General features: G+C 64.1%; 10 protein-coding genes and 1 pseudogene. 7 read left to right on the top strand and 4 right to left on the bottom strand.

The features are described 5' to 3' along the window. The 3 genes and pseudogenes from G3N18_RS03930 to G3N18_RS03920 form a co-directional block, all read left to right on the top strand. A pseudogene (locus G3N18_RS03930) lies at positions 1-787 on the top strand (hypothetical protein); the annotation flags it as partial. A gap of 88 nt (positions 788-875) precedes the next feature. After that, on the top strand, positions 876-1,157 hold the full coding sequence (locus tag G3N18_RS16555) for a helix-turn-helix domain-containing protein (RefSeq protein ID WP_196382994.1): 282 nt from the start codon (positions 876-878) through the stop codon (positions 1,155-1,157). A gap of 131 nt (positions 1,158-1,288) precedes the next feature. Further along, a complete protein-coding gene (locus G3N18_RS03920) occupies positions 1,289-2,140 on the top strand; it encodes a hypothetical protein (RefSeq protein WP_196382993.1) in 852 nt (283 codons plus the stop codon). 542 nt (positions 2,141-2,682) lie between these two features. On the opposite strand, the gene G3N18_RS03915 is transcribed toward G3N18_RS03920, so the two are convergent. From G3N18_RS03915 to G3N18_RS03900, 4 genes are all read right to left on the bottom strand, one after another. Next, a complete protein-coding gene (locus tag G3N18_RS03915) occupies positions 2,683-3,714 on the bottom strand; it encodes an ATP-binding protein (protein ID WP_196382992.1) in 1,032 nt (343 codons plus the stop codon). A 2-nt stretch (positions 3,715-3,716) separates the two neighbouring features. After that, positions 3,717-5,507, bottom strand: a complete 1,791-nt coding sequence (locus G3N18_RS03910; RefSeq protein WP_196382991.1) for a Mu transposase C-terminal domain-containing protein — start codon at positions 5,505-5,507, stop codon at positions 3,717-3,719. Further along, the gene (locus tag G3N18_RS03905) at positions 5,504-6,226 is read right to left on the bottom strand and encodes a hypothetical protein (RefSeq protein WP_196382990.1); all 723 of its coding nucleotides are present in this window, start codon (positions 6,224-6,226) and stop codon (positions 5,504-5,506) included. Before G3N18_RS03905 ends, G3N18_RS03910 begins: the two co-directional genes overlap by 4 nt. Positions 6,227-7,087: 861 nt before the next feature. Then, positions 7,088-7,807 carry a helix-turn-helix transcriptional regulator gene (locus tag G3N18_RS03900; protein WP_196382989.1) on the bottom strand — a complete coding sequence of 240 codons (720 nt, stop codon included), beginning with the start codon at positions 7,805-7,807 and terminating at the stop codon, positions 7,088-7,090. 58 nt (positions 7,808-7,865) lie between these two features. On the opposite strand from G3N18_RS03900, the gene G3N18_RS03895 reads away from it, so the two are divergent. The 4 genes from G3N18_RS03895 to G3N18_RS03880 are packed head-to-tail and all read left to right on the top strand — an operon-like array spanning position 7,866 to position 11,801. Next, positions 7,866-8,942: an iron chelate uptake ABC transporter family permease subunit gene (locus G3N18_RS03895; RefSeq protein ID WP_206692934.1), complete on the top strand. Its 1,077-nt coding sequence runs from the start codon at positions 7,866-7,868 to the stop codon at positions 8,940-8,942. Beyond that, positions 8,939-9,964, top strand: a complete 1,026-nt coding sequence (locus G3N18_RS03890) for a FecCD family ABC transporter permease (protein WP_196382988.1) — start codon at positions 8,939-8,941, stop codon at positions 9,962-9,964. Before G3N18_RS03895 ends, G3N18_RS03890 begins: the two co-directional genes overlap by 4 nt. Continuing rightward, positions 9,961-10,812: an ABC transporter ATP-binding protein gene (locus tag G3N18_RS03885; RefSeq protein ID WP_196382987.1), complete on the top strand. Its 852-nt coding sequence runs from the start codon at positions 9,961-9,963 to the stop codon at positions 10,810-10,812. The genes G3N18_RS03890 and G3N18_RS03885 overlap by 4 nt, the downstream gene beginning before the upstream one ends. Further along, complete coding sequence (locus G3N18_RS03880) at positions 10,809-11,801, top strand: ABC transporter substrate-binding protein (protein WP_196382986.1); 993 nt, start codon at positions 10,809-10,811, stop codon at positions 11,799-11,801. The genes G3N18_RS03885 and G3N18_RS03880 overlap by 4 nt, the downstream gene beginning before the upstream one ends. The last annotated feature ends 10 nt before the right edge of the window (positions 11,802-11,811 follow it).

Below are 11,811 nucleotides of genomic sequence, written 5' to 3'. Positions count from 1 at the left end.
ATCACTCTTCTTGCTTCTTGGCGGAAACAACTGGTCATCCCACGATGGCCCTTCACCGTCTACGACGACGAGAACCCCGCGGGAATTGACACCACGCTATTGGACTCACCCCGTGCATCACGACGCGCGCCCGGCTCAAACGCTCGCACGTGCGGCACTCGAATCTGCGTCTCAAGCCGTATGGGTGATGGCCCCGCGCGATCCACGCGAGATGCTGCGGCGGCACCTATCGCTCGTTCTCGCAGACTGGGTGGAGCAGCGCAAAGCCGAGGTAGACCCGGAGCGCAATGCAAACCTCAAGCAGCAGCGGCTCGATCTGCTCGACATTCTTGATGGCCACGGCATCAAGGTCGACGACCCCTCCTACCTGACACTCGTCACCACCGCAGCGCAGGAGGTTCGGATGAACCTCTCTGGTGGCGAACTCAGCGACCCGGCACAAGTCGAGCGGCTATGGCGCGCATCTGCTGGCTCAGCTCACGGGAAAATGTGGCCGTCGCTCGAACTGCGTGTGTCCGTCGAGCTCGATGGGCGCCCATTCTCCGTCCCAGACGCCGAAGCGATGTCAGCGATCCTCGTGCTCGCAAATAGGGTCACGCAGTACGGAGTGTTCCGGTTCATCGACTACGCCGGTCATGAGCCACAACTTGCGGAGCGCCTTCGAGCGACCTCTCGGCGCTGGTACGCGCGCATTCCAAAGGTCGCGGGAGCACCCGAGCGACTTGAGGATGTTCCTGGCTACCCGCCCGGCGCAGTCAACTCCGCTACGTCTGACGACGGCCAATAGCGAACAGTTCGCCGCGCCTCCCTGATTCCGATCGAGACGTGCAACTAGTAGGGCAGACTTTCGTGCGCCGTTCTACCCGAATGGAGTAATGCCCGTTCCTGATTCAAAGTCTTCCGATGAACAGAAGGAGGCGTGGCGCCGAGCGAGGTTGCTTGTCGGCGCTGCCGTGCGTGACGAGCGGATTCGCGCTGGTCTCACTCAGGAGGCGTTGGCGCTCGAGTCCGGAGTCACCCGGAACATGCTCATTCACGTTGAGCACGGAAGCAGGGGAGTGAGCTTCGAGAGGATCTATGACCTAGCGGAGGCGCTCGGCTTAGATGCCGCTGCCTTGATGCCGCCAAGCGACTCGACGTCAGGTGACAGTAGGTAGGTGCGACACCCGTGACCGCGTCTGGGGGGAGCGTCACCGAGAGTCCGGAGTGGCTCTACTTCGTGACGATCACGTCCTCCGTCCCGAGGTACTCGAGAGGTCCCAACCCTGGCATTCACGTCCACGATCGTGTGCCTGAGATCGCGCGAGCGAACGCCAGCACGCTTCGCACCCTCGCGCTTGCAAGCGATGCCGGCGACAACCGCGCTACCGGTCAGTTTGGTGTGCTCGCGCGGCCACATGGTCAGAGTCCATCGACGAGAACGAATCCCGACAATCCTTGGAATCGGAAGGCGCTTCTCAAGCTGATTGATCGCGGGACGTTGAGCGTGGGGGGCGCGTTCTGGTACATCCCGGGCTGGGTGCTCGATGCCTTCCTCGAACCTCAGAAGATGTCGCTCCCAAGTTGGACAACGACGTATGTCGAACTCTGGGGATATCGACGCGGCGCACCGTTCGCTTTTGGTGCCTCAGATGCCCTTCGTACCCCCATCCGACGAGGGGTCCCTGAAGGTTCGCGGGCAGAGGTGCTGGTCGTCGCTAGCCCAACCTTGGCACCTCGGATCATCAGGCCAGGAACGGTCCTCGACGCGTACTGCGTGGAGCACCGCAAGAAGGGCGCGGTGTGGCAAGTAACGGACGAGGACACCGTAGCGCGTGCACAGATGTATGTGGGGCGGGTCCTCTCCGAGATTCCTGACCATGTCAATCGGTACCCTTTACCGGGCGAACCGGTAAAGGATCTCTTCGAGCTCAACGACGACCGTGCGGTCTTCAAGATGTTGCAGGAGCGCGCTGAGGATTCCCGCAGCGCGCCAGGGCTCGTCTCGTTCGCCGAGACCGGCGATGCGGCAAGCGAGCCATCGTTCGCACGACTCGAGGCGACGACCGGGCTCAGTCGATCTCAAGGCCGCGAGCTCGTCGTGTCTGAACAGGTCGGCGGCGATGCGGACCTGCGCGGGAAAGAGGCTAGCCCGGAGTGATCGAAATCCATGTCGGTGGGTCCGTGCGTCGAGCCAGTCAGGACTAACCGCGAGCGACGCGAGACGCAGTGCAAACTGCAGGCCGGGGCTCTCCATGTGTAGCCCGCTGGAAGAAAGCGTCCGCCGGAAAGCACGTTCGGCTCGAAGCTCCGTCTGCCGCATGGAGGACCCGTCTGCTGGGTCGATCCAGCAGCCGTGCCGCAGACAGATCAGGCCCCACGCTGGCATCCTGCCTTCCACTCGTTGCCCGTGGCTGCATCGGCGACATAATGCGCGATCAACACCTGGGCCAGGATCGCCGGGCAGTGACTTGGGAGGCAAATCACCCAGTCGGGCCCAGGCCGCGTACCACGTGGCTTTGGAGAGCTCGCGGGGGAGGATCGCGGACTCGCGGAGCCACCTGCCGACGTCGACCGCCGTCACGCCGTTCGCCGATGCGAGCCGTCGAATATAACTGTCCATCGACTCGTTGTACACGCGTCGGACACGTATCGGGAGCGGAGCGATGTGGTCACGTGCTCCGCCCTCGAGCGTGGTTTCGCTCATGCCGATGCTGCATCCAAGTTTCGGGCGGCGCGCGGGGTCGAGGCGGGTTTGTGAGAGTGCCCGCCCTGATTCGCGAAGACCTCCATGTCGGCCATAGTGACGCGCTCACGGCCGGAGGTGATGGCGTCGATCGCGGCTCGACGCAGCAGGGAACGGAGCCGCCCAATCGAACCGCCCGTCACTTCGAAAAGCCATGGGCCTGCATCAGCGAAGACCTGGTCGCTTTGGCGGGTGAGTGGGAGGATATCGCAGCAGCTGGCGAGAAGCTCCGCCCACTCCTCGCGTGCTTGGGCGGAGTTGTAGCGGTAGCCGCGCATGTCGTATCGGATGGTGCGGCTGGCGAGTTGTTCGCCGACGGCTCCCGCAAACACCGGGCTTCTATCGAGGTCGATGCCGTTGAGAATGAAAGCGCAGTCCAAGCGTTCGGCGAAGAGCTTCAGCGTTGAGGCCGCTTCTGCCCCGATCTGTCGGTTGCTCTGCACATTGTGGATCTCATCGAGCACGATCAGGGACGTTTGAAGAGTGCGCAGGACGGCGTGGACTCGCTCGATCAGGTCCTGTGCTGTGCTTGCACGGGCGTGGGGGAGGCCGAGAACGTTGCAGAAGGCGACGAGGAGCATCTTCGGCGTCGTCGCCGGCGGAGTCACAACGTAGAGCGACGGCTGGAGTTGGTCAGGCCGACGTGCGGGGTGCCGACGCCGCTCATTTCGTTCGTGATCGCGGGCGATCCAGAGCGCCGCGGTGGTTTTGCCGGACGTCGGAGCGCCTGACACACTCAGCATCTTCGCTGCCGTGTTTGTTCCGAAAAGCGTCTCGGCGCGAAGCGTCGCCCACAGCCGTCGCAGCTTTTGCACGTCAGGGGTGCCGAGCACGGTGTCCGCAGTGAGCCAGGCGAATCGCCTCTCGTTGTAGGCGTCGAGCGCGCGAGCCGACAGCGCTTTGAGTTCCCGATCGCTGAGATGGTCCGGACGTTGTGGTTCGCGGGTGACATACTCGCGCCAGTCCTGCAGGTTCGTTGGGATAGCCATCGTCAGTCCAGAAGGCGAAGCCGGGCATTAGGGAGTGCTGCGCGGGCCTTCGTTCCAGCCGCGCGTTCAGTACCTGCACTGCCTTCGCTGTCTAGGGCACGGAGTTCAACGACAGGCGCAGGTCGGTCACCTTCCGTGACGCGGTTCTTCTTGGGTGATGCACCTATCTGAGGCGTGACACGCTGCGCTTGGATGCGATTGATCTGCTCAAGAATATCGATCGTCGTTGCGGGGCCGGGCTCCGTGACGGCACGCTGCGCCGCGCGGAGGACTTCGCGACTGAACGGATGATCGGTCCGAGCTGCCAACGCCCAAGATGCGGTGATCCAGCGACTATTCGCGATGTCACGAACCCAAACTTGCCGGAGGTTGTATGGGTCGTAGCGGATCTCCCAGCGCCCGCGAGCTTCACCTGAAAGGCCCGACTGCCGCCCCCTCATCGGATGGAGCGCTTCGGCATCGTAGACGAGTCCGCCAAAGTTCAGCCCGTACGGCTGAATGGTGCGCCATGCGAGGGGGAGGAGCGCGATGTAGTCATCGCGGCTCAAGCTCACCGGCACGTGTGGTGCCGCAGCAGACAGCGCCGTGTACATCTGGTTGGGGGAGAGGGCGCGCTGCGGCATGCCGGGCAGCCGGAGTCCTGATTGCGGTGTCGTCTGCCATTCAAGAATGATCCAAAGGTCGAGAAGTAGGCGCACCTCGCCGAGACTCCAAACCGCCTCCGTTCGAGGCTCATCGCCGCGGTTCTGCGTGTGTCCACCGGTATACCCAGCGAAATATTGTACGAACCCGTCACGGATCCGCTTGAACCCGCCTTCGACGTGCGGTTTGTCTGTGCCTTGGCGCGGATTGGCGCGGATCTGAGAGATCTCCAGGCGTTCGCATGCTGCCGTAAAGGTGGACCCAACGAAGACTTTGCCGCGGTCTACGGTCACCGTCTCGGGAACGATCAGTGGCACGCGGGCCGCGGCTTCCTCAAGCACCCGACCGAGGGGCTCAGAGGTGGGCGCGAACACAGCCTTAGCGAATGAGACCGCGTCGCCCCACCACGGCTGATCAACGATCCGCGTCAGCATCCGGGTGAGCAGAACTGCACCGATATCTACCGACTTCGCAGCACGCCCGTGGAGCAGGGTCGCGCCGATCGTTCCCGTGGCGACGTCGATCGCGTAAGTGAGCTCGGGGCGGCCGACTGTGCCATCGGGCAACTGAACGAATAGGTCGAGCGGAGTGGAATCGATCTCGACGAGCTCCCCTGGGCGAGACGGCTGGGAAGACCTGAATGTGCGGTCGGGTCTCACCGCCTTGGAGCGCCGCGTCGTTGCGGCGCCGAAGCTCCCTCGGTGTCGGTCGAGCTGCTCGACGAGTCGATACATGGTCCGCGTCGATGGGACAGGAACGCCCTGCCGCGACGCTTCCCATTTCACTCGTGCGATCGTGCGCGATCGAGTGCCCGTAGAGATCTCGAGCTGGTCTTTCAATTCACTTTCGATGAGCTCAATGACCCGTGGATCAGTCTTCGTGGCTCGATTTTTCCCGGTCTTCCGAGCGTCCGCAAGCGCTGCGACGCCACCAAGTCGAAAGGAGGCGAGGTATCGATACGCCTGACGCCGCGAAACGTCGATTCCTAGTTGCCGCTTGAGCTCGCGGCGAACGCGCTCAGCCCGCGGCTCAGGCTCCGGCGCCTGAACCGCGTCGACGGTCCGAATAACGCGCTCGATCGCTTCGCACCGGGCCCGCTCGGCAGGGGAGAGTCGAGCGAGTTCAGCGACTGGCTCAAGGTCGGCGTTCATGCGGCGCAGATCCTCGCCGTGTCTGACAGGTCGCTGTATCCATCAACGAAATTGACCTCATGGCGCCATATCTGAGAGTAGAGATTGCCCCGAATGGTACTGAGGTCATAGGGCAATTCCTGGGCAGCCCCATGGATCGCGACGCCCAATGGTCGGGGTGTCGCGCACGCAGCACGGATCTGGTCTTCAGTTTCCAGCGGAAGCCGGAAGCGCGTGAACCGATATCCCGACAGCCATTTCATGAACCGCAGCTCTTTGGCGGGGAGCCGCATGCCAATCTCAACTTCGATGCCCGCCCTGCCGAGTACATCATCGAGGTCGGTCGCTCGATCCATAAGTTTCGCGTGAAAATACAAGCGGCGCGATCCGTCCGTCGTTTGCGCGTAAAGCCAAGGGCGCAGTGGGGGAGTACTAGCGGTCCTGGCGCTTACGATCACCACGGGATCGCGGACGAGTTGCGTGACGCTGCCGGCGAAGTCAAGCCAGACGAGGAGATCACGCTCACCCCCTGAGGCGTATGCAACGTGCGCAGCAATCGATGAGAACCACCAGCGTCCCTCGTAGGCTTGTTTGCCACGCCACGTGGGGATGCGCGAAACAGGTTGCAGCGATCTCGGGAGTGTGTCCGCGAACTGGTCGATGCTCAGGTTGGCTGGCGCGCGTGCGCCGGCGAGGTGACAAAGGGCCCGTGGCTCATCCAGAAGATTGACAACGTCCACCGAACCCACACCGCCTCACTCGCTCCGTACTCCAAAGCATCCCGAATTCGACCGAACGATTCAAGAGAAGAGCGCCATCACGGCGCAGCGACCCTGCGACCAAGTGGGCCAAGAAGAGAAGCGGGAACACCCCAACTAGTTGTGCATGGCGCTCTGCTCGGTCAGTCTGGCGTCATGCCAATCTCACACCACGAAACGCCGCGCGTTCGCATCTCGACCGACCTTGAACCTGCCGCATATCGATTCCTCATCACGTTCTGCGGAAGCCTTGCGGTCCTCACGGGGCGGCCACGTGTGCCGCATTCGTTGACGATCCGCACACTCGTTGGGTTGCTCGAAGACGACGAGTGGTTTCGTGCGCAATCGACTGACCGGCTAACAGCTCGGCTGAAACGCTAGTACTACCCACGAACCAGCACGGGCGACAGCAACCGATCTCTGCCGTGCGGAATCCAGCACCCTGACGTCGCAGATGACACCTCGGTGGGCGTAGGCGCGGAAACTCCAGAGACGATGGCGGTGGATCGCCACCGTTCGTCGCCGCGAGAATCAGCGCCCTGAAGTTCGTAACGACTCGAGTCTCAGTCTTCTCAGTGACATGTCCAGTGACGCAGCATCGTCCTCTGAACGCCGAAAACCGGAGAATGACATGTTCGGTGACCGAAATGACTTGTCTGGTGGCAGGGGACACTTACTTGAAGAACGGAACGAAAGTCAGGCCGATTCAGGCTGACATAAGTACCCTTATTGGCAAACGCTACTGGTCGTGTCGCCTCAGAGTCGGACAGGTCAGCGTGCTCGGCAACATCTCGGTCTGGACACCATGTCTGCCTTTGTCCATCAGGCCATGATGCCTGCGGGTCACGCCAGCACGCGAGCGCGATATTCGGACGGTGTCTGCCCCATCCAGCGGCGGAAAGCAAGTGTGTACCCGTTGGGGCTGAACCCCATCGCGCGTGCCACTTGTGCAACGGTTCCACCTGCGCGCAGGACATCGGTCGAAAGTTCCAGGCGAAACTGCGTGGTCCACTCGGAGTAGGTCGTGCCGGTCTCCGCGAGGAAGGCGCGCCGTATGGTGGGCACGGAGGCGTGCAATCGCGTTGCCCATTCGGTGAGGGGCGGGGCGACGGCGGGAGCACGGCGTAAGTGCTCCATCACGGGACGTGTGAGCGGTCCTTTCGGCAGCCGCAGCGGAGAGCGCAACGAGGGGGAGCTTCGAATCGCGTCGGCGATGCGGCTTTCTCGGTCGGCGTTGCGATGTGCGTCGTCATCGCGAGCCCACGCCAGCGTCAGCGCCCACAAAGAGGTGTTGACGCTGACTCGCCGCGCATCCGCCGGGAGAGCGGGGTCGTGAAGATCGATCGCGAGCGGCAGAAGGTCCGGGGCGAACATAGCCGAGTGTTCGACGCCCGGAGGTACCCAGATCGCAGTCGCGGCATCGAACGCGCAGTCCTTCTCGCCGATGCGCAGCACTCCTGAGCCGGTCACCGCCGTCACGAACTGGCCAACGGCATGAGCGTGCGGGGGGTGACCCCAGTGCTGCAGGGCCTCGGCGTCGGGGTCGATCCCTGATCGCTCCATGTGACTCCTCGATCGCTGAATGGGACAGGTTGAACTTAGGTAAGCCTACGCTCATCATGTGCCTGCTTCTCCTGCCGTGATCTCCGTGGATTCCTCCACGGTCGATCGGCGGCTCCACCTTGTGGTGCGCACACGCGGCCGCCGCCGTCTCCTGGGTCTGCTCGGCCTCCTCGCCATCGTGGTCATCGGTGTGATCTTGAGCATTGCTCTCGGTGCGCGCAGCATCTCCGTCGACGTGATCATCGACGTCCTCACCGGAGCGCGCGCCGGCAATGACTATGAATCACTCGTGATCGTCAGCGAACGAGTACCGCGGGCAGTGCTTGCTCTTCTCGTCGGCGCGAGCCTTGGCTGCTCGGGTGTGATCATGCAGGCGCTCACCCGCAATCCGCTAGCGGATCCCGGTGTGCTGGGCATCGAGCTCGGTGCCGCGTTCGCGGTGCTGCTGGGCATCTTGTTCTTTGGGGTGCGCGGGGCGTCATCGTATTTCTGGTGGGCGTTGGCGGGGTCTGCGGTGACCGCGTGCGTCGTGTTGGTGATCGCTCGGCTCGCCAGCCTTGCCGCAAGCTCCACCATCAGTCTGGTTATCGCCGGTGCCGCCCTGTCCGCGATTCTGGGGTCGCTGATCACCCTGCTCATTGTGCGCGACACGGCGGTCTACGCGCACTACAACTACTGGTCGGTCGGCCAACTCAATGGCCGCGGTGGGGTGATCGAGGAGATCTGGGTCTTTGTGATCGTCGGTCTGGCCCTCGCGTTGCCTCTTGGCGGGCCACTGAATGCGCTCGCCCTGGGAGACGAGGTCGCTGAGGGGCTTGGCGTCGCGGTTGGTCGCTGGCAGCTGTACGGGGCGCTCGTCGCGGTGGTGCTCTGCGCCGCCGCGACCGCCGCGGTCGGACCGGTGGCGTTTGTTGGACTGCTCGGTGCCCATACCGCTCGGCTTCTTGTTGGCAACGACCATCGGTGGCTGATGCCCTACGGCGCGCTCTGCGGTGCCTCGTTGATCCTGCTTGCCGATGTCGCATGCCGACTCGTGCCGGGGAATGGTGAACTTCAGGTCGCGATCGCGACCGCGGTCATTGGTGCGCCGGTGTTCGTGCTCCTCGCCCGACGTCGCACGGTGGTGCCCGCATGACCGAGGTCCTGATTCCGCAGTTGGCCCACGCGCGCCGTCGTGGGCGGCAGCGGGCAATCGTCGTCGGTGGTGCGCTCCTTGCCGTGCTCTTCGTGCTCGGCATCTGCGAGATCCTGCTCGCGGGGTCAGCCGAACTGCCGGTCGACAAGATCGTGCCGGCGGTCTTCGGTCGCGGCGAGGGACTGGCCGCATTCGTCGTGTTCGACACGAGGGTCCCGCGAACCCTGACCGCCATGCTCGCCGGATGCCTGTTCGGCCTTGCGGGGCATCTTTACCAGCGTCTGGTCGGCAACGTGCTGGCTACCCCCGACATTCTCGGCATCTCAGCCGGTGCGTCGGCGGCGGCGACAGCAGTCATCACGCTGGGAGTGGTGGGGGTGGGCGTGCAGATCAGCGCGGTGCTCGGCGCCGTCGGCGTCGCGGTGCTCGTCTTCCTTCTCAGCTGGCACCGCGGGGTCAGTCCCTACCGGCTTGTACTCGTCGGCATCGGGATCGGCGCCTGCGCGAGCGCCGTGACCACCTACCTCGTGACCCGTGCTGAGGAGATGAGCATCGAGCGGGCGCTGCGCTGGATGATCGGCTCGCTCGGTGGCGCGGACTGGCCGGGTGTCGGGGTGCTCGCGATCGCTCTCGTGGTCGGCGGGATGCTGCTCGCCGTCTTCTCGAGGGGATTGCGAACGTTCTCTCTGGGCGACGACCTTGCCGCCGGCCTTGGCACACGGGTGTCTCGAGTGCGGTTCGGAACTCTGCTGCTCGGGGCGGGCATGGCGGCGATCGCGACGAGCATCACGGGGCCAATCGGCTTTGTGGCGCTTGTCTCCGGCCCCCTGGCAGTACGCCTGGTGCGGAGTGCGGACGCTTCGGTCACCGCGGCCCTCGTGGGTGCATCTGTCGTTCTCGCCGCCGATCTAATCGCGCAGACCGCTCCCGTCATATCGCCGGTGCCCACCGGCAGCATCACCGCGGTGATCGGCGCTCCCGCGCTCATCTACCTGCTCGTTCGCACCCGGAGGCGACCATGAACGCTGCAGCATCCTCTTCCGTCGAGGTCGCTCCCGCGAAGATTCTTCTGGCCGAGGCAGCGCGCATCGGCTACGACGGCCAGGTCGTGATCAATGGTATTGATGTTGGTTTCACCGAGGGGTCCATCACCGCTGTCGTCGGGCCGAATGCGAGCGGCAAGTCGACCCTGTTGAAGGGGCTCTCGCGCCTGCTGCCCCTCGATGACGGTCAGGTGCTCCTCGACGGAACCGCCCTGCGCGATCTGCCGAGCCGTGTCATCGCGCAACGGCTCGGCGTGCTGCCGCAGAGCCCGCTGGCGCCCGAAGGGATCACGGTCTCTGACCTGGTCTCCCGAGGGCGTCATCCGCACGGACGACTGCTCCGCCGTTCGGGTGCCGAGGACTTGCGCTATATCGCAGAGGCCCTTGTCGCCACCGGCACCGCTGAGCTCGCGGATCGACCGGTCGACTCGCTGTCGGGAGGGCAGCGGCAGAGAGTCTGGATCGCGATGGCGCTCGCCCAGCAGACCGGACTGCTGCTCTTGGATGAGCCGACCACGTATCTCGACATCGCACACCAGATCGAAGTTCTCGACCTGCTGGTCGACCTGCGCGTCGACGCGGGGAAGACGATCGTCATGGTGCTGCACGACCTCGAGCAGGCCGCCGCCTACGCCGATCGCCTGCTCGTGGTCAGCGAGGGTCGGCTGGTAGCCGAGGGCGCCCCGTCGGACGTGCTCACCGAGCAGCTCGTTCTCGACGTGTTCGGCCTGCGTGCCCGCATCATCTCGGACCCTGACACCGGAACCCCGCTCATCCTTCCCCGAGGGCGACATGTGCCCTCACCGACTACCCAGGAGAAACCATGACTTCACCCTTGCGACCGCTCGCGGCCGTCACCGCCCTGCTGCTGGCGGGCGCTTCGCTCTCGGGCTGCTCAACCACGCCCGGTGGCGACGACACGGCATCCGCATCCGGAGAGTGCGGGACATTCCCGTACACACTCACGCACGCTTTCGGCACGAGCACGCTCGATACGGCGCCGGAACGCGTCGCTGTCGTCACCGACGTGGACCTCGACATCGCCCTTGCGCTCGGCCTCGAACCGGTGATCTACCCCGGATACGACCTGGGAGCGTGGCAAGCCGAGACAATCTCCGAGCGTGGCCTGGAGCTTGAAAGTTACGACCCCGCCGACGGCATCGACTTCGAGGCCATCGCGGCCGCCGCCCCCGACGCGATCCTCGCCACGAGCGGATGGAGCCTCGACGAGGACTACGACAAACTGAGCTCGATCGCCCCAGTCATCGCCTACACGTCGGAAGACGGCCTGGATGCGATGACCTGGATCGATCGCACCGAACTCGCAGGATGCGCGCTAGGCCTGGTCGACGAGGCCACGGCGGCGATCGACGACGTGCAGGACGCATTCGCTCAGGCCGCAGCCGACCACCCCGAGTTCTCCGGAAAGACCATCACCTACGCGGTGATCCACCCGGACCAGATCACATACTCGTCATACGAGGGAAGCGATGTGACCTTCTTCACGGACCTGGGATTCACCCTCCCTGAGACTGCCGCCGAGTTCACGAGCGACACCGCAGGGCTCAGCAAGGAAAACCTCGACAAGCTCGAGGCGGACGTGCTGGTGATCGGCTTCCCCTTCGGTGGCGAGGGGCTCATGAGCCGCGATGAGCTTGAAACCGACCCGCTCTTCCAAAGCCTTGACGTCGTTCAGCGCGGGGCGTACGGCGTCATCGGTGAGGATGTCGCCTCTCCGATCGCTTACCCTTCACCGCTGGGGCTCCCGTGGGCACTCGAAAACGTCCTCCCCGTGCTCGCCGACGCAGCGAACTGAGGAGGACAGT

Origin of the sequence: Microbacterium paulum (genome assembly GCF_015707995.1) — a bacterium.
In the GTDB taxonomy this organism is placed as follows: Bacteria; Actinomycetota; Actinomycetes; order Actinomycetales; family Microbacteriaceae; genus Microbacterium; species Microbacterium paulum.
Note: the sequence above shows the minus strand (reverse complement) of the source record. Positions and strands in the feature narration are given on the sequence as shown.

Coding starts and splice junctions, on each gene's coding strand:
- G3N18_RS16555 (WP_196382994.1), top strand. CDS start 876: ATGCCCGTTCCTGATTCAAAGTCTTCCGATGAACAGAAGGAGGCGTGG.
- G3N18_RS03915 (WP_196382992.1), bottom strand. CDS start 3,714: ATGGCTATCCCAACGAACCTGCAGGACTGGCGCGAGTATGTCACCCGC.
- G3N18_RS03910 (WP_196382991.1), bottom strand. CDS start 5,507: ATGAACGCCGACCTTGAGCCAGTCGCTGAACTCGCTCGACTCTCCCCT.
- G3N18_RS03900 (WP_196382989.1), bottom strand. CDS start 7,807: ATGGAGCGATCAGGGATCGACCCCGACGCCGAGGCCCTGCAGCACTGG.
- G3N18_RS03890 (WP_196382988.1), top strand. CDS start 8,939: ATGACCGAGGTCCTGATTCCGCAGTTGGCCCACGCGCGCCGTCGTGGG.
- G3N18_RS03885 (WP_196382987.1), top strand. CDS start 9,961: ATGAACGCTGCAGCATCCTCTTCCGTCGAGGTCGCTCCCGCGAAGATT.
- G3N18_RS03880 (WP_196382986.1), top strand. CDS start 10,809: ATGACTTCACCCTTGCGACCGCTCGCGGCCGTCACCGCCCTGCTGCTG.